The organism is Paenibacillus sp. MBLB1832 (assembly GCF_032271945.1).
GTDB lineage: Bacteria > Bacillota > Bacilli > Paenibacillales > NBRC-103111 > Paenibacillus_E > Paenibacillus_E roseopurpureus.
Genome location: NZ_CP130319.1, coordinates 4740068 through 4764590 on the forward strand (window position 1 = coordinate 4740068; position 24523 = coordinate 4764590).

A 24523-nucleotide genomic window follows, 5' to 3' on the forward strand; every position below is an offset into this window, starting at 1 on the left:
ACTGTACGAACAGGTGTCTACAATTTGTTTTTACCATTGCAGTCAAATTCATGACAGAAAGAAGGAGGTTCACGACATGCATCTTCTTGGACATCTCGTCAGGTTTATTGTTTCAGCTTTGGTTTTAATGTTTGTGAGCTGGTTAGTTCCAGGATTTAGTGTCGGAGGATTCTGGAGTGCTTTTTTCCTAGCTCTGGTCATCGCCATCGCAGCTTGGATTATTGAAGGAATCTTCGGCAAACAAATCACTCCATTTGGCAGAGGAATCGTAGGGTTTCTAGTGAGCGCCCTAGTCATCTGGGCGGCTCAATTTATCGTGACCAATGTCTCTACGAGCATGATTGGTGCCATCTTAGCTGCTTTAGTCATTGGGATTATTGATTTGTTCATCCCCGTGAAAACGCCCTTTGAGCAAGGGCTGACAGGTAGAGAAGACCGCAGGTAAGTCAATCTGTTCAATTTACTCATCTTCAACGCAACGCCAAAAAAGATCGGTCTGCCGCGTTTCTACTCGCCGGGCCGATCTTTTATCTATATTCACCAGTTTGTCACTGTAATTTGGAAATAGGTCGTGTACAATAATGAGGAAAACATTATGTATACGGAGGGGTATACCATGAAAAAAGCACTCATTCTTCTAATGGGACTAGCTGTCGTGTTCGCAATCGCGGCGTGCGGTAACAAAGAAAACACATCCACTACAACAACGACTACACCTACAGCAGCAGTAACAACAGCAACTCCTGCAGCATCAACAGCCGCTACAACGACACCAGCTGCAACCAAACAAGCAGCCGCCGGTGGCCAGCAAGTTACGTTAAAAACAACAAATTTCAGCTTTGATAAAACAGAATACCGTGTAAAAAAAGGGGAGCCTGTTACAATAACGCTCGACAACTCCCAAGGAATTCACGGTGCAGCAATCAAAGAGTTCGGCATCAATTTGAACAACGAAAACAAAACTGTTACCTTTACACCAGATAAAGCGGGTTCATTCCCTATCAACTGTTCCGTTATGTGCGGAAGTGGCCATGCGAATATGAAAACTACACTAATCGTTGAATAATTAAATGAAATCGAAGAAGCCTTGTTACACTTCTATGTGGCAAGGCTTTTTATATTTGAAACCTTTTTAAAAAGTGCGGATACAACCACACAGACAAGAAAGCATCCATCCATTTTCTAAATATTGTCGATTCGTGGTACTTCACATTTTTTGACGATTTAAAAAGAAACTGCTCAAAAATACGCAATCTTGTTCGTGATACTTGTCGGAATTTTGACAATACAGGGTTACGACTAGGTTGAGAATCACTATGCACGCTCTCATCAATCGATTCTTTACCCAATTCAAAACCTTTTCGACCATATTGCTTCTGCAAAGCTAATTGTAATTTTTCAAGAAGAAGTTTACCTGTTCGGTAATTTACACCAAGTAAGTCTGCAAAAGAAGTGATTGTATATGTAATCTCATCTTGAATTAATGCCCGTATCGCTTTGAACCAAATTAATAGAGGTAGCTTGGATTTATGCATGATCGTCCCAGCTGTAATTGAGGTTTGTGCACGGCATTCCTTACACTCAAGTAAATTCCGGGTCTTTATTTCATAAAAGGAATCATGATCACAGCCTGGGCAAAAGAACCCCTTAGTCCAACGTCTGCTCACTAAAAACCTCTCGCAATCTTCCTCGGTTTGAAAATCCGCCTCTACAACATCAAATATCAACAAGTCCACTTCATACGCCTCCACATAAAAACGAACGTTTGATCCCATAAGTTTATTATATCGAACATTTGTTTCCATGTAAAGAAAATTTTGTTGTGTTGGAGCGTTGGCGGGCTAATCTTTATTTTCGTTTTTCTGAGGTATCTACAATTTTTGAATTGAGTGACTTTATTAGCAGCTAGTGCTTGTGTTGATAGGGGGAGCTATTACGCCGGTTGGTCATGGGGGGGTAGGTTATGGTTGGTGGGTTCGGTGGGTCGTGGGGTCGTGGGTTTGTGGCTTGGGGTCGGTAGATTGTGGTTGGTGGGACGGGTCGATGGTTCAGTTGGTTCGGTTTGTTGGGTTCGGTTTGTTGGGTTGGGTTGGTTGTGGTTGTGGTTGTGGTTGTGGTTGTGGTTGTGGTTGTGGTTGTGATTGTGGTTGTGGTTGTGGTTGTGGTTGTGATTGTGATTGTGGTTGGTCAATTATCGGATGGTTGGTCGGTTAGTGGATCAGCTAGTACACGTATTGTTTAATTTGGATTGATTCGAATGATAACCTCTGGATGCCTTTTGTAGATACTTCAGGAAAATGGTTTTCGGGATGTATTCGCCTCCCCTACTTACATTCACATGAAACCGGTCCGTGGGGACTGGAGGGCTGAGAACAGTGTGGTGCATAGGTCCGGAGGTGTGGCGGTGTGGCGGTGTGGCGATGTGGCGGTGTGGCATGTGGCGGTGTGGCGGTGTGGCGGTGTGGCGGTGTGGCGGTGTGGCGGTGTGACGGTGTGACGGTGTATGGTTTTTTGTGGGTATAGGTATGAGGTCTATAGAATCCATAAAAAGAAACAGCCCTCTTCGATTGAGAAGAGGGCAATTTCTGCTAAATTGAATTCCCTTGTTTCCATAAATCATGGAGTTTACCTGCTACTTGCGGCAGCTCGTTGATTAAGTAGGGCGCGATGTAGGAGCTTGATAGAAGCTTTTGGGTGCCATCTGAGGGAATGATGGTCATGACATTGACTGCGATGATAATAATAAGCAAAGCCTCAATTAAGCCCAAAAATGCACCGCTCCAGCGGTTGATGGCATTGAGTCCGGGCGTTTTGGCAAGGAGGTTCAATGCTCGGCCGATGATCAATAAAGCTAATTTAACACCAAAGAACAGAAGTGCAAAGGAGATCGCATTTAGAATATACGTATCTAGATTGAGTCCTTTTACGATGAATTCGTATTTATGGTAGTTTTGATAGGTTGGCAAGGAGAAGGCGTTTTTAAATATCGGCGCTACATCTTTGTAGAAATAAAAAGCAACCAGATAAGCGAGAATCATGCCCGAAATCGAGACGATTTGAGCGATGAAACCTCGAAAGTACCCAATGAGCAGTCCTAAAACGATAATGGACATCAACACGTAATCTAATGTGTGCAATGTCACTAGGTTACCTGCTTGGGCTATCTGCTTCTACAAGTTCGATCCATTCATTGTATTCGACTTGCAGTTTGGCATATTCTTCGCGTAATTTTCTGTATTCTTCTTTGACAGCCTGCAACTCATCCTGTTGCGCTTCATCATTCATACTCATTTGCAGCAGCTCTTCTTTTTCGAGTCGAGCCTGCGACAAAATACGTTCTTTTTCTTCCTCAAATTGCTGAGTCCGAGTGTTTCGTTCTGTTTGCATTTGCGCAAGCAGATCCTCTATTTGTCCTTGATAATGTTGAACGATGGATGCTTTCTGTTCATCTAGTTGTTCCTGAAGTTGTTCTCTAAATGCTTGTTGTTGTTCTTCTAATTGCTCCTTCAAGGACATTTGCTGTTCTTGATATTGACCTTGTAGGTTTTCTTTTTCCTCTTCTAATCGTCTTAACTTGGCTTCTTCCTCTTCTTGATACATCAGTACCAGAGAGTCAATGTCTTCCTGATGGGTTGTTGCTGCCACTTCTAGTTCCGTTCGGTGTTGTTGCTTCACCAATAGAAGTTCCCCTTGATGTTCTTGCTTCATGAGCGCTAGTTCGCTCTGATACTTTGCCTTGATCACAGCCAGTTCATTGGCGTAATCCTCCGAGAGAGTAGCTAGCTCGAACTGATGTTCATGATTGGATGTTTCTAGCTCATTCTTGAGTTTATCAGAAATTGCTTTCAATTCTGCAATCGCATCTTGATGCTCTTGCGTTAGGATTTCTACTGCAGATTCATGCTCCAATTTGGTGAATTCTAATTCATCTTGATGTTTTTGTTTTAACGAAACGAGCTGATCTTGAAGCTCACGTTTAATACTTGTAAGTTCATCTTTGTGCTGCGCAGATAACAACTCTAATTGTATTTGCTGTTGTTGATGTATGACTTGAATATCTGCATCGATTTGTGATGAAAGCTCCGATAATGCTTCTTGATGCTGCTGAGTTAGCAATTCCTTCTCTGCTTGTAGTTGTTGGGATGTTTGATGGTGAGCTTGTTTTTCTTGGACAAGCTGTTGCATGACTTGTTCTAACTGAAGTTTGAGCTGGGCATTCTCTTCTTGGAGTTGATCCCCGTGTTCTTTAAGCCAGTTAGATTGTTGTTGGTCTTGTTCATGCTTCTGCTTAAGTTCCAAGTGTTGACGCTTTTCTTGATCTAGTTGCTGTCTGGATTGGTCTAATTGTTGCTTGGTTTGCTCCAATTGCTGCTTGGCATGTTCTATGTGCTGTTTCGATTGATTTTGTTGTTGTTTGGCTTGTTCTAACTGCTGATTGAGTTGTGTCGATTGCTGTTTGGATTGGTCTAATTGCTGTTTGGCTTGCTCTAATTGATGCTTGGTTTGGTCTAACTGCTGTTTCGTTTGCTCCAATTGCTGCTTGCATAGCTCGAACTGTTGTTTCACTTGCAGCATTTGATGAACGGCTTGTTCTTGCTCTTGTTTTACTTTTTGATTTTCTTGTTTGTACTGCTTTTCTTGCTCGATGATTTGCTGCAGCTTCCCGTTTTGTTCAGCAAGGAGGGTTTGATTCTTTTCATCTTCTTGCTTTAGCTCTTGATAACGGGTTGTAAGCTTGTCGTAGGCGGTTTTGATGGCTTCTTGCTCTTTCTGTACGTTGCTTAATTCTTCCAAAATTTCGTTCATTCGGAAGCACTCATCCGCCATATTCACCGCGGCTAGTACTGCGATCCGTTGTGAGTCAAGACGAGGGTAACCTTTTGCAATTCGGAACATTTGATCATTGACTAATTCCGCTACGCGTTTCATATGATTGGTGCTTGTATCTGCTTTTAGCTTATATTGGTGTCCATATATATCAACAGTAATTCTTGTTTTATCTTCCGTAGTCACGATTGAATCCTCCCTTAAGATGAAAGGCTGGCCTTATCGAACATAATTTCGATAAGACCAGCCTGTATTCCTGCAACCTATAAGGAAAGTTACACTATTTTCTTAACTCTGCCTCAAATTTTTGTTCAAGGGCTGCCACAACTTTGGCATGAAGTTCAGTGACCTCTTCATCCAGAAGAGTTCGCTCTGCATGACGGTAAACGAGGGCAATCGCAACGCTTTTGCGATTCGCTCCAAGACGTTCACCCGTGTAGATATCGAACACTTGAATGGACTCCAGCAACTCGCCTGCAACCTCGGAAATCGCTTGCTCCATAAGTCCAACTGGAACGCTGGCATTTACGACGACAGCAATATCACGTCCGATAGACGGATATCGCGGCAGCAATTTATACACGATCGCATCTCCAGCAACTTCAAGGATTGGTGAAAGTTCCACTTCAAGCACATACGTATCATCCAAATCACGCGTTTGTTGAACCGTTGGATGCAATTGTCCAATGCGGCCAATGACTTGCTCACCTTGCGCTGTTGCAAGGCGAATTTCCGCTGTCCGTCCAGGGTGGAAGCCCTCTAGCGCGGCAGATGTATACGTAATTCCTTTAATCCCGAGGTATTTCACAAGACGATCGAAAACACCCTTGATGTCATAGAAATCAACAGACTCTGACTTCTGAGCCCAATGTGCTTGGCGGCGTTTGCCTGTCAGCACCATGGAAAGCAGAAGCTTTTCCTGCGGCAGAGAAGAAAGAGATGCTTCCTCTGTTATAAATGCTTTACCCATCTCGAAAATGGCGACATCATCCATTGTACGATTACGGTTGTAGCTGACAACCTCTAATAGATGCGGCAATAGACTTGTACGCAGTTGGCTGCGATCCTCGCTCATAGGCATCGCGAGTGAAATCGGCTTCGCTGTTGGATATAAACCAGGAATGGCGGCGGCAGCTTGAAGATCAGCTGCATCACTAGCCACGCCATTGGAACGCGGGTTCGTGAAGGCATACGTGATGACTTCATGCAGTCCGCTTTGCGTCAGCAGGTTTCGTGTAATCCTGCGGACGGATTGCTCTTTGGACAGAGACCCAGGCGTCGTAACACCGGTCATCAAGGTTGTCGGGATGTTATCGTAGCCGAACAGACGCGCTACTTCTTCGATCAAATCAACATCCCGCGTGATGTCTCCGCGGCGGCTCGGCACATGCACGAGCAGCTTGCCTTCGCCCGCCTGCTCATATGTGAAGTGCAGGCGCTGCAGGATTTGACCCATCTCGGCCAACGAAAGGGATGTGCCGAGATAGTTGTTCACACGGTCAGCTGCCAGCTCGATGCTGACTGGCTTGTGTGTGCCGCAGACGGCTTCCACGATGCCGTCTGCTACAACGCCGCTTGCGTATTGCGCAATCAGCGCAGCAGCACGGTTCAGAGCCGGAAGCACCGCCTCCGGATTCACTTCTTTCTCGAAGCGAAGGCTCGCTTCCGAGCGAAGACCTAACTGGCGCGATGTGCGGCGCACAGAGCTGCCAGCGAACTTCGCGGATTCGAGCAGAATCCGCGTCGTGCCTTCGGTCACTTCGGAGTTGGCGCCGCCCATCACACCAGCGATCGCAACAGGCTTGGTGCCGTCCGTCACGAGCAGCATGTGCGGCTCTAACGTACGTTCCACATCGTCGAGTGTGACGATTTTCTCGCCAGCTTCGGCGAGGCGTACGTCGATGTGTCCGTTATTCAGCTGCTCCGCGTCGAACGCGTGAAGCGGTTGGCCGTATTCCAACATCACGAAATTCGTGATGTCCACGATGTTGTTGATGGGGCGGATGCCCGCAGCCATCAAGCGGTTCTGGATCCACAGCGGCGAAGTGCCCACGCGCACGCCCTCGATCAGGCGGGCCGCGTAGTGCGTGCACTGCTCGGTCGCTGTGATTTTCACGCTGATGCGGTCCGCAGCCTTAACAGCGGCAGTACCTGCCGCTTTTAGCGCTGCTTCCGCATCAGGCAGCTTCACTTCGCGGCCAAGGATCGCCCCGATCTCGTAGGCTGCGCCTAGCATGCTCAAGCAATCGGAGCGGTTCGGTGTCAGATCAAGCTCCATCACTTTATCGCTGATTGCCAATACATTAAGAATGGAGCTGCCGACTTGCGTATCTTCCGGCAATACCAAAATGCCTTCTTGGATTTCTTTCGGCAGTAATTTATCGTTCAGTCCGAGTTCTTTCGCGGAGCAAATCATCCCTTGCGATTCTACGCCGCGCAGCTTGGCGCGCTTGATTTCAAGACCGCCAGGCAGTACTGCGCCGATCATCGCGACGGGCACCTTTTGGCCAGCGTCAATATTTTTGGCACCACATACGATTTGCAAGTCTTCGCCTTGTCCGGCATCGATCACACATACGCTTAGTTTGTCAGCGTCCGGGTGCTTCTCGCGGGATTTAACGAAACCTACAACAACGTTGGATACACCTTTATTACGGTCCTCGACGATATCCACTTCGATACCGCTTCGGGTTAATTTTTCAGCTAATTCCTCGGCTGTGAAGCCTGTTACATCCACATATTCAGATAACCATTGATATGAAACGTTCATGCTTTTACCCTCCTTTTCCTAGTAGCTTTACACATGTAAAAATTGCTTTAAGAATCGCAAATCATTGGTATAGAAATGACGAATGTCTTCAATCCCGTATTTCAACATCGCGATACGCTCAACGCCCATCCCGAATGCGAAGCCTGTGTATTCTTTCGGATCGTAGCCACCCATCTCAAGAACGCGCGGATGTACCATGCCTGCTCCTAGAATTTCCAACCAGCCTGTTTGCTTACACGTACGGCAGCCATCGCCGCCGCACATCGCACAGCTGACGTCAACCTCAACGCTCGGCTCAGTGAATGGGAAGAAGCTAGGACGCAGACGGATTTTCGTCTTCGGGCCGTACATTTCTTGTACGAATTGAAGCAAGGTGCCTTTGAGGTCGCTCATGCGCACATTGCGGTCAATAACCAAACCTTCAATTTGAGTGAACATGTGAGAATGCGTAGCATCGTCATCATCGCGGCGGTACACTTTACCTGGGCAAATGATTTTGATCGGAACTTCCCCTTTACGCTTCTCCATCGTTCTTACTTGAACAGGTGAAGTCTGTGTACGCATAAGAATTTCTTCCGTGATATAGAAAGAATCTTGCATGTCGCGTGCAGGGTGATCCTTCGGCAAGTTCAATGCTTCGAAATTATAGTAATCCTGCTCGACTTCCGGCCCTTCCGCAACGGTATAGCCCATCCCGATGAAAATGTCTTCAATTTCTTGAATGACTTTGCTCAAAGGATGCACCGCACCTTGCTGGGACGGACGACCAGGCAACGTAACGTCGATCATTTCGGCGCGCAGTCTGTTCTCTGTTTCTTGCTTGGTATAAGCAGCTTGCTTCTCTTCAATCACAGCTTCAATCGCCGCGCGAACATCATTCGCAACTTGACCGATGATCGGTCTTTCTTCCGCGCTCAAAGCGCCCATTCCGCGAAGAACCTCGGTTAATGGTCCTTTTTTACCTAAATATTTCACTCGCAGATCGTTCAGCTCTTGCTGACTACCAACCCCGCTAAGCTCTTGCAGCGCTTCCTGCTTCAAAGCTTCTAACCGCTCTTTCATTGAATTCCCTCCCTGATTTAGGCGCCTTCTACGCCTTTCTGAAAACACAAAAAAGACTTCCCGCTCCCTCACAAGGGACGAAAAGCCGTGGTACCACCCTAATTAGATTCGTCTATCAACCAACGTCAAATAAACGAGTCTCACTTCATTCCAGATAACGGACGATGTGTCCGGTTCCCTCTAATGAGAAGCTTCTTCAACTTCTGTTCAAAGGACTGCTCGGGAGCGAACTTCCACAGCCTGATTCTCGGGGCCAGCTCTCAATCATCGGCTTACCCTCCCTGTCAAGAGGCACTGCGTACTCTTCTCCGTCAAAGCATTTCCACGTATATGTATGAGTTATTATATGCAAGATACAAAGGATATGCAAGTACACCGAGCCTTCCTTTCTGAAAATAACCATTGACTTCATACCATGGATGGGTTTATATTTTACTTAAATAGTTTAACTATTGCTTGATTTAATTATTACATGATTTAATTATTAGACTCCTCTAATAATTTTCGTAGGCAAGGAGGGTACGTATATGGAAGATGAATTGCTCGCTTATACAGATCGCTTCCGAGCAGCTTTTGAATTGTCGCATCGTAAAATCGTGCAAGCTGTGCTCTCCGAGATAGATTCTGAGCTAACTGCACCGCAATTGTTCATGTTGGCTATGATTTCAAAGGAAAATTCACCGAAGCAATCGCAGCTTGCTGATCGGATGGGTGTTAAACCGAGCGCGATAACGGTCATGATCGATCGACTTGTCCAGAGCGGGCATGTCATACGCAAACATCACGAGAAGGATCGACGGATTGTTTTAGTGGAGAATACCGAAGCAGGAGCTGCTGTCATTAAACAAGCTACTGAAGTCCAAAAAAAAGTCATAGCTAGAGGTCTCTCCCAGCTTTCTCCCGATGAACTGCCGGTATTCGTCAGTGCATTTGAAAAATTTATTTCTCCCTACTAAGGAAATGACATCAAAGGAGTGTTAACAGATGGAATCTTTACAAAAAGCAGCACCCAACGATCTCTCCAAAGCAGCTGCACCCGAGCTCAAAAATCGCGGGCTGCTGCTCACTGGCCTCATTATCGCCATGCTGTTCGGTGCATTAGACGGAACGATCGTCGGAACAGCAATGCCGCGCATTGTCGGTGAATTTGGCGGACTCGGCTTAATGACTTGGTTGACGACAGCATACATGCTGACTTCAACAGTCGTCGTGCCAATTGCTGGTAAGTTGGCGGATTTAATTGGCCGCCGCGTCATTTATGTAACTGGACTTATTATCTTTATCGTTGCTTCCGCACTTTGCGGGATGTCTCAGAATATGACGGAACTCATTTTGTTCCGCGGCTTACAAGGTCTTGGCGGCGGTATTATGATGCCGATGGCAATGATCATTATCGGGGATTTATTCACAGGTAAACAACGTGCGAAGTGGCAAGGGGTTTTCGGCGCGATCTTCGGTCTTTCCTCTGTAATCGGACCGCAAGTCGGCGGTTGGATCGTTGATGCTTGGAACTGGCGTTGGGTGTTCTACATTAACCTTCCAGTGGGTGTTCTAGCGGTTATTCTAATCGCTATCGCCCTTCCTAAGCATGTTGCAGCTGGTAAAGTTAAGTTTGATATTCCAGGTATCGTGACAATGATCGTCGGGGTAGTGAGCTTGCTTCTTGCTCTTACGTTTGGCGGTAAAGATTATCCTTGGGGCTCTTGGCAAATTATCAGTCTCTTCGTCCTTGCGGTGATTTCTTTAGTCGCTTTCGTACGGATTGAAAGTAAGGCAGATGAGCCAATTCTTCCCGTTCGATTATTTAAAAATAGAACCTTCTCCACCATTAACGGTGTTGGTTTCTTGATGGCCGTCGGGATGTTCGGTGCGATCATGTTCGTGCCTCTCTTCATGCAAGGTATCGTGGGCATCAGTGCATCTGCCTCTGGTACGGTTATGACACCGCTTATGATTACGATGATTGCTGCCAGTGTAGTTTCGGGTCAGCTCATTCAGAAGATCGGTGTTCGCCGCCAAATGTTTATCGGCATGCTTGTGATGGCAGTCGGCTTCATCATGCTAAGCACGATGGACATTTCAACGACGAAGCTTGTCGCTTCAAGCTACATGGTTCTTCTCGGTTTAGGTATGGGACTTGTCATGCCGATCCTCACACTGGCACTGCAAGAAAGCTTCCCGAAATCCGAGCTTGGCGTCGTTACATCGTCCAGCCAATTCTTCCGTCAAATCGGGGGTACGTTCGGAATGACGATTCTTGGTGCGATCATGAACCACAAATCAACAGTTCTGCTTGAACAAAATCTGGAACCCGTTGTGAAGCAGCTTCCCGCGGAAGCAGGCGAGCTCGCTGCGCAAATGACAGGCATGATTCATACGAATCCGCAAGCTCTGTACTCGTCTCTGTTAGTCCCAGAATCACTAGCTAAGATGCCAAAAGAGTTTGTAGAGCATATGGTTCCTGTCTTGAAGGATGCGCTCGTGACTTCCCTTCATCAAGTGTTCCTTTATGGCTTAATTTTCGTAATCTTAGGCGCGATTCTTACGCTCTTCGTGGGCAACATCAAGCTGACCGATCGGAAATCGAAGAAGTCCGGGGATGACGCGGCAGATGACAACCAAGCTCCAGCTCATCTTGTGTAAATAAATAAAGCTCCCAACCTTTGAGACAAAAGTTTGGGAGCTTTTCATATTTGGGCTTTGTTATTCAGTGCTTTCTTAGTCAATCGTTCCAATCGCACTTAATGGTAAGATTCGAAACACGGCTTTGCCGATAATATCTTTTTCCGCGACAAATGGGGTCTTCGGCCACAAATGAGAATCATAGCTGTCATTGCGGTTGTCTCCAAGGAAGAAGTAGTTCCCTTCTGGTACTGTCACCTGATGAAACGTATATGTCATTGGAGCTTGGATATAAGGCTCATCCACTTTGGCACCATTCCGATAAAGGGCACCGTTCCTAATTTCAATGGTATCCCCAGGAAGACCAATGAGGCGTTTCACATAGCGATCCTCGTTACCGTCAATCGGTGGCCAGAAAACAACGATATCGCCAAATTCATAGTCGGTGAACGGCTTCATTTTCTCCACAATCAACTCGTCCTTCAATTGAATGGTGGGCAGCATAGATCCCGTAGGAACCGTCATCGCTTGCGCCACATAGGTATTAATCACAATCGCGATAATCAGAGCGAATCCGATCGTGGGCACCCATTCTTTCAGGAGCGCTACTCCAACCTTTTTAATCAATGAAACCAACGTCCTTTCGTTATCCGACCTCATCCTTGTTAACCGTAACCGATTTATTCTCCTCTTGCATTAAGTTAAAATAAAAATGTTGGTGTATAATGAAGTTGGATACCTTAAGAAGGAGTGTACATGACATGAAATATCGTAGACTTGGTAAGACCGATCTGAAAGTTTCCATCGTTGGCGTTGGCACATGGCAATTCGGCGGCGAATGGGGACTCACGTATACACAAGAGGAAGCTGACGCGATTCTGGATCAAGCCGCAGACCTCGGAATTAACCTCATCGATACCGCAGAATGCTATGGCGATCATTTATCCGAATCGCTCATTGGCAATTATTTATCCCGCCGCGACCGCGACAAATGGGTAGTTGCCACAAAATTCGGGCATCATTTCCACGATTTATTTACACGGACCGATGAATTTAGTGCAGACGCTGTGATTAAGCAATTAGATGCATCTTTGAAAGCTTTACATACGGACTACATTGACTTATACCAATTCCATTCAGGTCCCGATAGCGTATTCGATAACGATGAACTCTGGACGACGCTGGATAAACAAGTGCAGGCCGGCAAAATCCGTCACCTCGGCACGTCCATTGGCAGCAACGCCAACATTCATCAGACAGCCGCTTCGACCAAAGTGAATGCGAAAGCGATTCAGGTCGTTTATAATCGTCTTGATCGCGCGCCAGAAGAAATCGTTTTCCCTTCCTGTGTGGAGCAGGATCTTGGTGTACTGGCTCGTGTACCGCTGGCGAGTGGTTATTTGAGCGGGAAGTATAAGCCTGGCGCTGTATTCAGCAACACCGATGTGCGCCATCGTCACGATGCGGAAGCTGTCCGTCAGAAGCTTGAAGACGTGCAGCGCATCCAGCAAAATGAAGTGCCTGAGGGCATGGACATGGCCAAATGGGCGCTGGCTTGGTGCTTGAAGCACGACGCCGTGACATCCGTCATTCCTGGCTGCAAAAACCCAGAGCAAGTCATCGCGAACGCAGCTGCGACTGAACTGATTAGCGACAATCACCCACAAGCTTGGAAAGGCTAGAGAAAAGGAAGGAATGACTTCGCCATGAGTCACCAACAGCACGACAACACCTGGAGGCTGCTTCAAGATCACCTTGATGAATGGGTTAACTTGAGCAAAGCCCATACCTCAGAAGGCCATGTGGCTTCCTATATTCCTGAATTAGCGAACGCCTCTCCCGACATTCTCGGAATTTGTATCATGGATAGTGAGGGAAATACAAAGGTTTCCGGAGACTCTGACTTTCCCTTCACACTGCAAAGCATCTCAAAAGTGTTCACACTGATTCTGGCGCTGATGGATAATGGCGAAGAGATCGTATTCTCGAAAGTGGGCATGGAGCCGACTGGCGACGACTTCAACTCGATGCTCAAGCTTGAGCTCGTCGAGCCTGGCATCCCGTTCAATCCTTTGATTAATGCAGGCGCTATCGCCATCTCCTCGCTAATTAAGGGAAATACCACGGATGAACAAATAGATCGCATCCTGCATTTCTTCCAACATATTGCGGATAATCCTAGCTTGTCTATTAATCAGCATGTGTTCCGATCCGAGTCTGACACAGCGCACCGCAATCGCTCGTTGGCGTACTTCCTCAAGGATAATGGCGTCCTGGATGGCGAGGTGGACGATGTTCTTCGGGTCTACTTCAGTCACTGCTCCGTTGAAGTGACCTGTACAGACCTCGCCAGAATGGCTCTCGTACTCGCACATAACGGGGTCGATCCCATTCGCAAGCGGCGTCTGATTCCGCGGCGCTTCGTGCAGATCGCCAAGACCTTCATGTTTACCTGCGGAATGTACAATGCCTCTGGTGAATTTGCCATGAACGTCGGTTTGCCCGCCAAGAGCGGCGTGTCTGGCTCGATCCTGACCATGGTGCCAGGCCAATATGGCATCGGGTTAGTAGGGCCCGCATTAAATCGCAAGGGCAATAGTACTGCGGGTGTTCACCTGCTGGGCATCCTCTCGCAGGAGTTTGATTGGAGTCTGTTCTAGTAAAACAAAAACCTTTCCAACAGCGACCAAAAAATGGTCTGGCGGAAAGGTTTTTTCTGTGCAACGGTTAGACGATCGATTGCTTCACTCGTTGGAGGGCGTCAATCAACTCGTCAATTTCATGCTCATTCAAGCGAATCGTCACATAGTTCGGCGAGATGCCGCCATCATTAATTTCGATCAATGCGGCATCATCCTTATCATCCCATTTAACCGATAACTGATCCTTATTCAAAAAATGCACCCAAGCCAATCGTCATCCCTCCATCACCTTGTTTTTCACACAATTCAACTTAATAGACAATGAATTCCTTGGTGTACACCGTCTCGTTATCCTCAGCGTCCATGACGCGCATTTCCAGTTCCCATTTGCCTCTAAAAGGAAGATATGCGCCTTCGGCTTTGTAGCTGAACTTGGCGAAGCCGTAGGACTCCTCTTCCTTATTATCTGTATACAGTGTGAGTGGAACTGATATCGGAGAAATATCTTGATCGTCCTTATTGTGCAGAATAAGCAGAACTTGCTTCGGCTTTCCTGATTTCTCAGGCAGCCACACCTTGGCAACGAATGTGTTGTTCCCTGGCACTTTGGGCGCAATATCCACGGAGACATGAACCCTCTCCCCCATTTGATGCCACTGCAGCGGCCCGTTCGCAGGGATTGGGGCCATGTAGGTGATCAATCCGACAAGCCCAAGGATGATCACCATTAGCGTAAGATCCAGCTTCACCCAAGCGATCGATTGATTGACTTTCTTTTTCCGTAAAAAGAGTCGAATGACGAAGCCAACTAGGGCTACGATGACTACTGCCCCTACTTTAACTAATAAGAGCTTACCCCATGAGGTATAACCCAAGTAGGACAAATTCGGTAAAAACAACAGGACAGATAACGTCCCTGACACGGTCAAAATGAGTATCGAGATTAACGCGAATCGGGAAAATGTCTTCATATACATGCCGATGCCCGTCTTATTAATCCGCCACTTCGCATACAGCAGGACCAATCCGCCTACCCAGCAAGCTGCCGCGACTAAGTGAATAAAATCCAAACTGATCGTCGCCCACAAAGGGGAGAACGAGGCGGCGTGTCCGCTAAAGCTTTTGACTGCCAAAAGTACAAACGCCCAGAGCACATCCAGCCACAAGAATCGGCCAACCAGTACAAATCCAAAGAACGAGAGCAGGAGCAGAAGCGCCCAAGAAATCCCGATATTCGTTGAACTGAGCAGCTGCCATACCTCATTCACACCGCCGCCGCCCAAGAGATCTTCGATATGGGTAAAAATGAGCAGCAACAGCGCAACAATGTGGGCACGCTGCAAATTGAGCGACCAAGCAGCCATCGCTTTGTGCTCCTGATCATCCCGTACTTTCACGAGTCGCAGCCAAGCGACCCAGCCTGTTAACGACAGCAGCATAAGGAACCATAATCCCCGCGAGGCATATTGCAACAGCCCCTTCGTCGTCAATGGTCCTGCGTTATGATTATGCCCCGTATGTGCGGATGGCACATCGAGCAAGTCCTCCTGCGGCGGGTTCCCTACCGTAATCGGATAGCTGCCGCCAACCGGATGCCCATCTGCGGAGATGACATGGTAGCTGATCAAGTACACGCCTTCTGCCAATTTCGGCAAGCTCAGCTCAAGACCTGTTTGCTCCTTATTCATCTGTGCCTTACTTCTCGTGACTTCAGCACCGCTATGATCGTACACTTTGATATAAAAGAGTCCGCTGTCCAATGGCTCATTGAACGTGACCTTGACTTGTGCAGGCGAGCTTTCCAATTGCGCACCCGATTCAGGGATCGCTTCCACTAAGGAGGCATGCGCAGAAGCCGATTGCGGCGCAGCGACGGTGCTCACTAATAGGAACGCGATCATAGCTAGGATGAGCATCGGCGCGCCACGCAGCCATTTGAAGTTTCGATGTCCTCTATGTAATTGCATCGTCAGCCCTCTAATCCGTTAACGGTCTACGGCCTGCAAACCCATCGTGTTTGCCGTGATAGTAACGAATCTGATCCTCTCCTTGCTTCCAACAAAGAAGCACTTCTTGTCCATCTATCAGCGCAGGAAAATCGACAAGTCCTGTATCGATATCTTTCAGCTCAATGCCTGTCTTTTGAAAGTTCTGAATGAGTCCGCGGGCTTCAATTTGGAGAAATTCAAGCGCAGCTTCCATGACGAAGAAAGGATCCTTCTCTGTTCCAGGCTTCTCTGCATGTTCATTTTTCAAATGGCGCAGTTCCATATATTTCTCTTCGAATTCACGCTTCAAATCTTGCATTTTCCTCAGTTCTTGATCGACAAAAGGCAATAAACCATTCGCCTCTTCGAGCGAAAACCATTTGTTATCCGACATAGCGCACCTCCATAACCTTAGTTTATCAAATTATAAGGAGAACTACGAATTTTAGCTGTGAGGATGACTGTGACTGTGACCATGATCGTGACTATGCCCGCTGCCATGCTCGTCCACATGGGTAACGGACAATTCAGCATATCCCACGCCTTTCAACACTTGAATACGCTGTTGCAATTCGCGCAGCTTCTGTACTTCCCCTCGGACGACAAGAATTTCCAAGCACTGCTGATGATTCAAATGAATATGCATCGTCGAAATAATCGCATGATGATAGTCATGTTGAAGCTCCATTAATGTTATGGGCAAGTCTCTGATCTCGTGATCATAGACCATCACAATCGTACCTGCGACGATCTCATTCGGCTGCATGCTGCTCGAAGTAAGCAGCGCTTTGCGTGCCAGATCGCGAATCGCTTCCGAACGATTATCATACCCTTGCATCGTGATGAGTCGATCAAATTGCTCGATGAGCGATTGCGGCATGGAGATGCCGAAGCGGACCAGGTTTTCTTTTTCTGACATACGACTTACTCCTTCTGGAATACCAGTTTATATTCTTACTGTAGCAGAAAGCGGCGCTCTCGCAAATGCACAAATCCGGACAGTGAAAAGGAGAGGCCAGAAGCCCCTCCCTGTCTAATGCTATGCGAGATTCATCAATCGTTTGACACGGGTTTCAAGCTCAACGAGAGAGAACGGTTTCGTCATGTAATCGTCAGCCCCCATTTGAAGACCTTTCGCCACATCATCTTCTTTCTTCTTCCCTGAGAGCATCAGCACTTTCATATCCTTCAGGTGAGAATCCTGATCTGCCTTCATCTTCTCCAGTAGTGTGAATCCGTCAATTCGTGGCAGTACCCCGTCTAGAATACAGGCATCGAACGCATGCGTTGTTAATAAATCCCATGCTACTTCCCCATCGGAAGCCTGCGTAATCGTAATTGGCAAATGCTCCAGTTGTGAAATGAGTATCGCCCGCAAAATCGGATCATCATCCACAATAAGGAGCTTCCTCTTCTGCAGCTGTGCGTTGGCATGTGCAACCAGCTTCGTGAATTGTGCGCCCTCATCCTCAAGATCTGCACGCAGCACCCGATTCTTCCCTTGCTGCTTCGCTTGGTACATCGCATCGTCAGCCTTATCCACCCACTCGGGAATGGTCATCCCGACCTGCCACTCGGCAACGCCAGCAGAGAACGTAATTGCAAATGTCCGACCCTCGTATTGCGCCACTGGATGGGAGCGAACTTTATCCAAAATATCCTGCATGATGGCCATTCCCTGATCCACTGTCGTATTCGGTAAGGCGATAACGAATTCTTCCCCGCCGAATCGGGCTAATAAATCGGTCGAACGCAGGTTGACCTGTAAGCGGTGAGCCAAACCTTGAAGGACTAAATCCCCAACATGATGTCCATATGTATCGTTTACGCTTTTGAAACTATCAATATCAATAAAGACAAGGGAAATCGGCGCAGGATAGCGCTCAATGCGTTGCAGCTCTAAACCAATTTGCAGATCGAAATAGCGTCGGTTAAACACACCTGTCAGCGGATCACGGAAAGCTAACTGTTCGAAGTTACGCGTCCGCTTGAGAAGGCCATAGATGCGCGCAGCCAGCTCCTCGTATTGAAACGGCTTCGTTACGTAGTCATCCGCTCCCAAATGGAAGCAGCGGACTTTATCACTGACATCATCACGACCGGATAGTACAATAAGCGGCAGCCATTTGAGTGTAGGGTCTTCCTTCAAATACTCGAACAGCTCATAGCCGGATTGCGGGTGCATCATCAAATCAAGGGTAACGAGATCATACGTATGTTCACGAAGCAGCTTCTTGGCTGTATCCACATTAGAGGCTTCATCCACTACACATTCATCCAGCTGCAAACGCTTGGTCAAATAAGAGCGCAGCGCATCGTCATCATCGACAAGCAGGATTCGGCTTTTCAACGTGCGCAGCATAGAAATCGCAGATTGGTGCTGGAGCTCATCCATCTGGATTTCCGTTAAGCTGATCTCTAGCTCCATCCGCAGCTCATGAAGCAAGCAAGTCGTTCGTTCAACACTCTCCTGAATTGGGGATGTCGCGATGAACGGCTCATTTAGGCACTCCATTGACTGTGTCCACTCCCAAATACGAACCAGATCCTCAGACAGCTTGCCGATTCTCGTATATCCGAATACAGGCGCGCTCCCCTTCAGGGTGTGGGCAATCCGGTAGAGCTTCTTCAGATCACTTAAGTCAGGCTCAGGTTGAATAACCCCAATCAGCGATTGCAACTGTTCAAGTTGCTTATCAAACTCACGTATGAAAAGCTTCCTGCCTTGTTTAAGTATCTTTGCATCCCGCTCAGACTCTGAGACTGAATTTCTCGATCTCTCTATGTTTTGATGGCTCATTACAGACATCACCCTTTTTATTTAACATAATCGAACTGTTCGCTTACCTGCTTACTCGTTCTAGCCCTGTAACAACTGCTCGATAGTATCCAATAATTGCAGTGGACTAAATGGTTTTACAATATACGTCGTTACGCCCGCTGCTCTCGCCTTCTCTTTATCTTTCTCTAGAGCTTTCGCAGTCAAAAGAATAACAGGCAAATCACGATTCACATTGTCGCTGTGTCTCAACCATTCACAAACCTCAACGCCCGTTCGCTCCGGCATCATGTAATCTAATATGATTAAATCAAATGCTTCCTTGTTAAGCTGATCGATAGCCTGCTGACCATCGTCAACTTCTGAAATGTCATATCCTTCATCAGACAACGTTTCTGTCAAAAGAAAGCGAAGGGCTGCTTCGTCATCGGCGAGCAAAATTTTGTAAACGGACATAGGTTCTCTCCTCGAGATTCGTTATGTCACTAATTATACCATCATCCCTGTCGGGGAAACAGGAAAATGTCGGAATTACTCGAAAGAAATCATAAGCCATTACTTTGTCTGTGAGCTTTCCACGATGAGCCTTGAATTTCCGGAAGTCCACGCGGACTCCTCCAACAATACACCCAGCCTTCTCGCTGGTTGTGAACGTCTTTGACCCATACCCGCTCATATTCATTATTGGGATGACCTGGACCGTAATACATTTCGAGCTCATCCATGGCGATGAGTCCTTCCTCTGTTACATCGAGCCATTCACCAACCACCTGGTGATTATCCTCTGTGCGAACGAGCGCAGGATAAGGCCCCACATCGTATAAGCGACCGTGAATAACGCCAGGTTCAGCATGCTTCATAAAAGGGGAAACCACCCCATGATTGCTTTCTCCGACCAACAAGGTTCCATATACAAAAACACTGATCATTCCATCCCGCCTATCCGATTTGCTATTGGAGAAGAGTTCGTCATGTCGCTGGGCAATTCCTACCTGCCAGGATGGACGAAAAAAAAGCAGCATCACGAAGGATGCTGCTGCTATGCCTGATTGGCTGTTAATTCACGTGTTTTGACGATGATCTTCCGTATGCTGTCTTCGGATAAATGGAACACCTTAATCAGCTCCATGACGGATGATCCCGTTTGATACAACCGAAAAATCTCACGATTTCTCCGCTCAATAATAATGCGAGTACCGTTATTTTCTCCCCAGCCAGCGCGTTTTTGCTCTTTCTTAGGGATATACACGATTTCGCCTTGGATATATTCTTGTAATTGTTTTAATAGGTTAGGGGGAAGAACATCTTTCCCGTTCTTGTAACTCATGGATGAAAACCTCCTCAAATTGTGCAAAGCTGAACTTTGACGGATTTGCAGAGAGTATCTTCATCGCCCACTAACCTCCTACCATTCTCAAAAATGGAATAAAAAAAACACGAACATAATCGTGCCTGTCGGTTGTATATGCAATTATACAATTCAGGTGAACGGTTATTCCACGAATGATATTCAGTTAGGAGACGTGTACCTCTGCGGCGGCCGCAACAATCATCGCTACTGTCATTGTGTTCATTGATAACACTCCTTTCACCTAATATAGGGATTTTGGTCGGAGAGCAAAATCTCTCCTTGTTTGGGATTTTTGGTCGGAGAGCAAAATCTCTCCTTGTTGTTATGTGTTCACTTCGTGTTCACAATTCTCATTATATGTAAAAAGCATCTCGCTGTCTACTCGTATGTCAAAGATATGCGAGGGCCTATGCGGCCCTCGGTTGGAACAGTGATCTCTGCTTACGCAGAGACCACCTCTGTTTGTGTTGTAATCACCTTGATCACTCCTTTCCGTAGGAATTAGCCGGCCGGCTACAACCTCATTTACTCATATTTGCAGCCGTGCCTCAAGAGAAAGAATGGGTATAAGAATTCTTTCCTTGGTGCGGAGTTGAAAAGGTGGGACAATGGCAGGCAGCCAGACTGCTTGGATAAGAGCGGTTGACCGCTCTTATCTTACTCGAAAGTAGCTAAATTCTTGATTTAGAGGCGGTTAACCGCTCCTAAATCTGCTTACACACCCCATATGGCAGCCAGACTGCTTGGATAAGAGCGGTTGACGGCTCTTATCTTACTCGAAAGTAGCTAAATTATTGATTTAAAGGCGGTTAACCGCTCCTAAATCTGCTTACACACCCCATATGGCAGCCAGACTGCTTGGATAAGAGCGGTTGACCGCTCTTATCTTACTCGAAAGCAGCTAAATTCTTGATTTAGAGGCGGTTAACCGCTCCTAAATCTGCTTAGCTACTTATCGTGTTAGATAATTCCCCCCAGCGGCATCACAGCGATGCCGCCTTGCTCCAGCAGCGCGCGGATGTCGCGCGCGAATTCCACGGCGTGCGTCCCGTCGCCGTGGATACAGATCGTGTCCGCGCGCATGCTCAGGTCCTCTCCCGTGAGGGAGAGGACCTTGCCTTCGCGGACGAGCCGCTCCACCTGCGCCGCAGCTTCGGCGGCGCTCTCAAGCAACGCCCCCGCCTGGCCGCGGGGCGTCAAGCTGCCGTCCCGCTGGTAGCTGCGGTCCGCGAAAGCTTCGCTCGCGGTTCGCAGCCCCGCGGCGGCCCCCGCCCGCAGCAGCTCGCTGCCGGGCGGGCCGAACAGCGTCAGCTCCGCGCTGACGCTGGCCGTCGCAGCCGCAATCGCGGCGGCTAGCTCATGGCGCTTCGCAGCCATGTGGTAGAGCGCGCCATGCGGCTTGACGTGCTGCAGGCGTCCGCCTTCGGCGTGGACGAACGCCTGCAGCGCCCCGAGCTGATACAACGTCAGCTCGTAAGCCTCCGCCGGCGTGATCGCGATCTCGCGCCGGCCAAATCCCTGCAGATCGGGCAGGCCCGGATGGGCCCCGATCGCAACGCCTTTGCGCTGGCACAGTTTCACCGTGCTGCGCATGGTCGCGGGGTCGCCTGCATGGAACCCGCAGGCGATGTTCGCGGAGCTGACGTAGTCCAGCAGCTCTGCGTCGCGCCCTAGTTGATAAGCGCCAAAGCCCTCGCCCATATCACAATTCAAATCAATACGCAGCATGTCCTTTGCCACCTCATCCGCTCATATTCGTGTCATGTAACATAGCCTTAGAATTCTCGTTTATCCCTTATCCCCGCAATCTAGCTTCCCTCAAGACTTACTGTTATCCCCGCATCCAACATCTCAAACCCGCCTCTAATACCGCAAGATCCATCTCTTGCAGCAACAGCTGCTCCTGCGCTTCCTTGTGTGTAACTTCTTGGAAATACAGAGTGCCCCCAGGCTTCACTTGTGCGACTAGCGGGAGATCGGTGGCAATGACATGGCCTATTCGCGGGTAACCGCCTGTCGTTTGGCAATCAGCAAGCAACAAAATCGGCTGTCCGCTTGACGGAACCTGCAACGTTCCTGCTGTCACAGCTTCGGAGATCATTTCATAACTGGCACCGTCACCTAGCTCAAGCGGTTGCTCGCCTAACAAACGATAGCCCATTCGATCGGATTGCGTGGAAACGTGATACGGCTGCGATAAGACATGTGACCAACTTTTAGTCGAAAATAAGCTTGCTTCTCTGCCGCGAATCATCCGTATCACAGGATTAGCGCGATAGCCGGGACGAATGATCGTACTTACTAGGGGAGGAAGTACTCTGCCATATAGGAATCGCTCCTCGCGTCGTGTGAGTGGAAAGTTAGCGGGGGGAAATGGAGCGTATCCCTCCTTCACACCCAACCAATCCCCCGCACGCAACGCGCGTCCTGCCAAGCCTCCGATGCCTGCGCGCAAGTAGGTGCTTTGGCTGCCAAGCACGGCCTCTCCTTGGAATCCGCCGCGGACCGCTAGATAGGCTCTGCAGCCCTCGCGCGCGTAATGAAAGCGAAGCTGGCTGCCGCATGGGATGAAGACGGGACGCCATAGCGGCACTGGTGTACCGTCCATTTGCACATCCATATCAGCGCCGCAGATCGCAATTTGCATATCGCGTTGTGCAACTAAGTGCGGGCCTTGCAGCGTCATTTCTAAGGTCGCAGCGTCTCGACCATTCCCAACCAACACATTCGCCGCCCTGTGCGCCCAACTGTCCACTGGACCAGAGACAATGACGCCATGTTTGCGATGACCGTATCTGCCTCTATCTTGCAGGGTCGAGAGAATGCCAGGCTTGATAACTTCAAAACTCATTTTACTCCCTCCCCTTCCTTGTAGGCCATGAATTGCTCCGAGGAGATAGGCACGAATTGTACCTGATCCCCTACGCTAAGCAAAGAAGGAGGATTCGATTCTGGCCGAAACAAGTCCAGCGGCGTGCGTCCAATAAGGTGCCATCCACCTGGTGTTTCAAAAGGATAAATGCCCGTTTGCGCGCCGCCAATCGCGACTGAGCCAGCAGGAATTTGCGAGCGCGGCACCGCCCGTCTTGGTGTGGCAAGTCTGTCATCCATCCCGCCCAAATAAGGGAAGCCTGGCGCAAAACCAATCATGTAGACAGGATACACACGTGAGGTATGCCAGCTCACAATTTGCGCTTGACTCACGCCATGGTACGCAGCTACTTCGGCAAGATCCCACCCATAATCCCCCTCATAACAAACAGGGATCTCAACGATAGCTCCTAATTCCCCCTGCACATGCTCGTCCACTTCAAATCTGTCCAATAGCTGCTCGATACAGCGCATCACGTATGTGTAAGGCAGCGAATCCTCCGATGAATCCCCCAGCGCCAATCCTACTCGCTCCGAGCCCTGTAGACGACTCAGAGCAAAGATCCGAAACGGATCATAATACAAGGTGATCGTTGTATAGGCAGGAACAAGTTCAATGAACCCGTCTTGCCAATGACTTTCTATATGGTTCGCCACTTGTCGTATGCGATGAAGCGTATCCAAGCCTATACTGGACCCGATTTTGATGACGATTGCAGCATCACCGAGCGGGTAGCATTCATACGGGAGACATGTCATGCAAAACGCTGCTTTTTCAACCAATTCGCGCAAGCCTCAGGCCATAAGTAAGCTTCCGCATGATCATCCGCGATGCCGATTCCGTGAACACCAGATTCAAAAACATGCAGGTCAAATGGTACTTTATGACGGCTAAGCGCACTGGCAAACAGCAGACTATTCTCCACCACAACCGCCTCATCATCAGCTGTATGCCATAGAAAGGTTGGCGGCGTATCCCCAGTAACATGAAGCTCATTGCTCAGATGTTGAACCAAATCGTCATCCGGCGTTTCACCGATCAGATTGATTCGTGAGCCTTGATGGGTATAGATTCCGAACGAAATAACAGGATAGCACAGCACCATTAGATTTGGTCTAGAACTCATTTGATCAATCAAATCTTGGGCATTTGCATCACCAGCATCATAGTGAGTCCCCGCTGTCGCTGCCAAGTGTCCGCCCGCCGAGAAACCAAGAATCCCGATCCGATTCGCATCAATCCCCCATGCTTCAGCATGGAATCTGACCGTCCGAATAGCCCGCTGCGCGTCCTGCAACGGGATAGGATGTTTATAAGGCGCCACCCGATAATTCAATACATAGGCTGAAATGCCAAGCCCATTCAACCATTTGGCAATCGGTTCCCCTTCGTGCGGAGCACGACCCCAGTACCCACCGCCTGGGCATATAATAACGGCTGCGCGCAAGCCATCTCCAACAGCTGGATATAAGGTTAAACTTGGACAGCCTTGGTTATTTTCACCTTGACTATTTTTTGATGCGTCTGGCCATAATTCAATCGTTGTCCCTGCTTCCAATCTTGAAACCCCCTCCGATAATAAACGTACTAAGTTTAATAATAGCCAATAC

At 48.1% G+C, this 24523-nt stretch carries 25 protein-coding genes; 7 read left to right on the forward strand and 18 right to left on the reverse strand.

Annotated features, from left to right (window positions below; genetic code table 11):
- The first annotated feature begins 76 nt into the window (after positions 1-76).
- Both MJB10_RS21260 and MJB10_RS21265 read left to right on the forward strand, forming a co-directional pair.
- Positions 77-445, forward strand: coding sequence for a phage holin family protein (locus tag MJB10_RS21260; RefSeq protein WP_314798115.1), 369 nt, complete (start codon positions 77-79; stop codon positions 443-445).
- Positions 446-616: 171 nt separating this feature from the next.
- A complete protein-coding gene (locus MJB10_RS21265; RefSeq protein ID WP_314798118.1) occupies positions 617-1066 on the forward strand; it encodes a cupredoxin domain-containing protein in 450 nt (149 codons plus the stop codon).
- 49 nt (positions 1067-1115) lie between these two features.
- Here MJB10_RS21265 and MJB10_RS21270 read toward each other — a convergent pair whose 3' ends face one another.
- Positions 1116-1736, reverse strand: coding sequence for an IS1595 family transposase (locus MJB10_RS21270; protein ID WP_314798121.1), 621 nt, complete (start codon positions 1734-1736; stop codon positions 1116-1118).
- Positions 1737-2023: 287 nt separating this feature from the next.
- On the opposite strand from MJB10_RS21270, the gene MJB10_RS21275 reads away from it, so the two are divergent.
- On the forward strand, positions 2024-2242 hold the full coding sequence (locus MJB10_RS21275) for a hypothetical protein (protein ID WP_314798124.1): 219 nt from the start codon (positions 2024-2026) through the stop codon (positions 2240-2242).
- Positions 2243-2588: 346 nt separating this feature from the next.
- Here the strand turns inward: MJB10_RS21275 and MJB10_RS21280 are convergent, their stop codons facing one another.
- From MJB10_RS21280 to pheS, 4 genes are all read right to left on the reverse strand, one after another.
- Positions 2589-3143, reverse strand: coding sequence for a CvpA family protein (locus tag MJB10_RS21280; RefSeq protein ID WP_314798126.1), 555 nt, complete (start codon positions 3141-3143; stop codon positions 2589-2591).
- 4 nt (positions 3144-3147) lie between these two features.
- Positions 3148-5013 (reverse strand): cell division protein ZapA, encoded by a 1866-nt coding sequence (zapA, locus tag MJB10_RS21285; protein ID WP_314798129.1) that lies wholly within the window; start codon positions 5011-5013, stop codon positions 3148-3150.
- A 94-nt stretch (positions 5014-5107) separates the two neighbouring features.
- Positions 5108-7597, reverse strand: coding sequence for a phenylalanine--tRNA ligase subunit beta (gene pheT, locus MJB10_RS21290; protein WP_314798132.1), 2490 nt, complete (start codon positions 7595-7597; stop codon positions 5108-5110).
- A 27-nt stretch (positions 7598-7624) separates the two neighbouring features.
- Positions 7625-8659 carry a phenylalanine--tRNA ligase subunit alpha gene (gene pheS, locus MJB10_RS21295; protein ID WP_314798134.1) on the reverse strand — a complete coding sequence of 345 codons (1035 nt, stop codon included), beginning with the start codon at positions 8657-8659 and terminating at the stop codon, positions 7625-7627.
- A gap of 527 nt (positions 8660-9186) precedes the next feature.
- Here pheS and MJB10_RS21300 point away from each other — a divergent pair.
- Both MJB10_RS21300 and MJB10_RS21305 read left to right on the forward strand, forming a co-directional pair.
- Positions 9187-9615 carry a MarR family transcriptional regulator gene (locus MJB10_RS21300; RefSeq protein ID WP_314798136.1) on the forward strand — a complete coding sequence of 143 codons (429 nt, stop codon included), beginning with the start codon at positions 9187-9189 and terminating at the stop codon, positions 9613-9615.
- Between the two features lie 28 nt (positions 9616-9643).
- Positions 9644-11302: an MDR family MFS transporter gene (locus MJB10_RS21305; RefSeq protein WP_314798137.1), complete on the forward strand. Its 1659-nt coding sequence runs from the start codon at positions 9644-9646 to the stop codon at positions 11300-11302.
- Positions 11303-11377: 75 nt separating this feature from the next.
- On the opposite strand, the gene lepB is transcribed toward MJB10_RS21305, so the two are convergent.
- The gene (gene lepB, locus MJB10_RS21310) at positions 11378-11908 is read right to left on the reverse strand and encodes a signal peptidase I (RefSeq protein ID WP_314798139.1); all 531 of its coding nucleotides are present in this window, start codon (positions 11906-11908) and stop codon (positions 11378-11380) included.
- A 134-nt stretch (positions 11909-12042) separates the two neighbouring features.
- Here lepB and MJB10_RS21315 point away from each other — a divergent pair, with 134 nt between their 5' ends.
- Positions 12043-12963: an aldo/keto reductase gene (locus MJB10_RS21315; protein WP_314798140.1), complete on the forward strand. Its 921-nt coding sequence runs from the start codon at positions 12043-12045 to the stop codon at positions 12961-12963.
- Positions 12964-12987: 24 nt separating this feature from the next.
- A complete protein-coding gene (gene glsA, locus MJB10_RS21320; RefSeq protein ID WP_314798143.1) occupies positions 12988-13941 on the forward strand; it encodes a glutaminase A in 954 nt (317 codons plus the stop codon).
- A 67-nt stretch (positions 13942-14008) separates the two neighbouring features.
- Here glsA and MJB10_RS21325 read toward each other — a convergent pair whose 3' ends face one another.
- From MJB10_RS21325 to MJB10_RS21380, 12 genes are all read right to left on the reverse strand, one after another.
- Entirely contained in the window at positions 14009-14194 is a 186-nt protein-coding gene (locus MJB10_RS21325) for a hypothetical protein (RefSeq protein WP_314798145.1), read from the reverse strand.
- A gap of 40 nt (positions 14195-14234) precedes the next feature.
- Complete coding sequence (locus MJB10_RS21330; RefSeq protein ID WP_314798147.1) at positions 14235-15890, reverse strand: copper resistance CopC/CopD family protein; 1656 nt, start codon at positions 15888-15890, stop codon at positions 14235-14237.
- Positions 15891-15900: 10 nt separating this feature from the next.
- Positions 15901-16305 (reverse strand): DUF2203 domain-containing protein, encoded by a 405-nt coding sequence (locus MJB10_RS21335; protein WP_314798150.1) that lies wholly within the window; start codon positions 16303-16305, stop codon positions 15901-15903.
- Between the two features lie 51 nt (positions 16306-16356).
- The gene (gene nikR / locus MJB10_RS21340) at positions 16357-16830 is read right to left on the reverse strand and encodes a nickel-responsive transcriptional regulator NikR (protein WP_314798152.1); all 474 of its coding nucleotides are present in this window, start codon (positions 16828-16830) and stop codon (positions 16357-16359) included.
- A gap of 120 nt (positions 16831-16950) precedes the next feature.
- On the reverse strand, positions 16951-18711 hold the full coding sequence (locus MJB10_RS21345) for a response regulator (RefSeq protein ID WP_314798154.1): 1761 nt from the start codon (positions 18709-18711) through the stop codon (positions 16951-16953).
- Positions 18712-18771: 60 nt separating this feature from the next.
- Entirely contained in the window at positions 18772-19146 is a 375-nt protein-coding gene (locus MJB10_RS21350) for a response regulator (RefSeq protein WP_314798156.1), read from the reverse strand.
- Between the two features lie 89 nt (positions 19147-19235).
- Complete coding sequence (locus MJB10_RS21355; RefSeq protein ID WP_397386550.1) at positions 19236-19712, reverse strand: gamma-glutamylcyclotransferase family protein; 477 nt, start codon at positions 19710-19712, stop codon at positions 19236-19238.
- A 17-nt stretch (positions 19713-19729) separates the two neighbouring features.
- Entirely contained in the window at positions 19730-20017 is a 288-nt protein-coding gene (locus tag MJB10_RS21360) for a CD3324 family protein (protein WP_314798159.1), read from the reverse strand.
- A gap of 984 nt (positions 20018-21001) precedes the next feature.
- Positions 21002-21769, reverse strand: coding sequence for a LamB/YcsF family protein (locus MJB10_RS21365; protein WP_314798162.1), 768 nt, complete (start codon positions 21767-21769; stop codon positions 21002-21004).
- Between the two features lie 103 nt (positions 21770-21872).
- A complete protein-coding gene (locus MJB10_RS21370) occupies positions 21873-22892 on the reverse strand; it encodes a 5-oxoprolinase subunit C family protein (RefSeq protein ID WP_314798165.1) in 1020 nt (339 codons plus the stop codon).
- Positions 22889-23671 carry a 5-oxoprolinase subunit PxpB gene (gene pxpB, locus MJB10_RS21375; RefSeq protein ID WP_314798168.1) on the reverse strand — a complete coding sequence of 261 codons (783 nt, stop codon included), beginning with the start codon at positions 23669-23671 and terminating at the stop codon, positions 22889-22891. The genes MJB10_RS21370 and pxpB overlap by 4 nt, the downstream gene beginning before the upstream one ends.
- The gene (locus MJB10_RS21380) at positions 23668-24471 is read right to left on the reverse strand and encodes an alpha/beta hydrolase (RefSeq protein ID WP_314798172.1); all 804 of its coding nucleotides are present in this window, start codon (positions 24469-24471) and stop codon (positions 23668-23670) included. Before MJB10_RS21380 ends, pxpB begins: the two co-directional genes overlap by 4 nt.
- Between the last annotated feature and the right edge of the window lie 52 nt (positions 24472-24523).

Bases quoted from the DNA above. Each gene is read 5' to 3' on its own strand.
- MJB10_RS21260 (WP_314798115.1), top strand. From the start codon at position 77: ATGCATCTTCTTGGACATCTCGTCAGGTTTATTGTTTCAGCTTTGGTT.
- MJB10_RS21265 (WP_314798118.1), top strand. From the start codon at position 617: ATGAAAAAAGCACTCATTCTTCTAATGGGACTAGCTGTCGTGTTCGCA.
- pheT (WP_314798132.1), bottom strand. From the start codon at position 7,597: ATGAACGTTTCATATCAATGGTTATCTGAATATGTGGATGTAACAGGC.
- pheS (WP_314798134.1), bottom strand. From the start codon at position 8,659: ATGAAAGAGCGGTTAGAAGCTTTGAAGCAGGAAGCGCTGCAAGAGCTT.
- MJB10_RS21300 (WP_314798136.1), top strand. From the start codon at position 9,187: ATGGAAGATGAATTGCTCGCTTATACAGATCGCTTCCGAGCAGCTTTT.
- MJB10_RS21305 (WP_314798137.1), top strand. From the start codon at position 9,644: ATGGAATCTTTACAAAAAGCAGCACCCAACGATCTCTCCAAAGCAGCT.
- MJB10_RS21315 (WP_314798140.1), top strand. From the start codon at position 12,043: ATGAAATATCGTAGACTTGGTAAGACCGATCTGAAAGTTTCCATCGTT.
- glsA (WP_314798143.1), top strand. From the start codon at position 12,988: ATGAGTCACCAACAGCACGACAACACCTGGAGGCTGCTTCAAGATCAC.
- MJB10_RS21330 (WP_314798147.1), bottom strand. From the start codon at position 15,890: ATGCAATTACATAGAGGACATCGAAACTTCAAATGGCTGCGTGGCGCG.
- MJB10_RS21335 (WP_314798150.1), bottom strand. From the start codon at position 16,305: ATGTCGGATAACAAATGGTTTTCGCTCGAAGAGGCGAATGGTTTATTG.
- nikR (WP_314798152.1), bottom strand. From the start codon at position 16,830: ATGTCAGAAAAAGAAAACCTGGTCCGCTTCGGCATCTCCATGCCGCAA.
- MJB10_RS21345 (WP_314798154.1), bottom strand. From the start codon at position 18,711: ATGAGCCATCAAAACATAGAGAGATCGAGAAATTCAGTCTCAGAGTCT.
- MJB10_RS21350 (WP_314798156.1), bottom strand. From the start codon at position 19,146: ATGTCCGTTTACAAAATTTTGCTCGCCGATGACGAAGCAGCCCTTCGC.
- MJB10_RS21355 (WP_397386550.1), bottom strand. From the start codon at position 19,712: ATGCTGCTTTTTTTTCGTCCATCCTGGCAGGTAGGAATTGCCCAGCGA.
- MJB10_RS21360 (WP_314798159.1), bottom strand. From the start codon at position 20,017: ATGAGTTACAAGAACGGGAAAGATGTTCTTCCCCCTAACCTATTAAAA.
- MJB10_RS21365 (WP_314798162.1), bottom strand. From the start codon at position 21,769: ATGCTGCGTATTGATTTGAATTGTGATATGGGCGAGGGCTTTGGCGCT.
- MJB10_RS21370 (WP_314798165.1), bottom strand. From the start codon at position 22,892: ATGAGTTTTGAAGTTATCAAGCCTGGCATTCTCTCGACCCTGCAAGAT.
- pxpB (WP_314798168.1), bottom strand. From the start codon at position 23,671: ATGACATGTCTCCCGTATGAATGCTACCCGCTCGGTGATGCTGCAATC.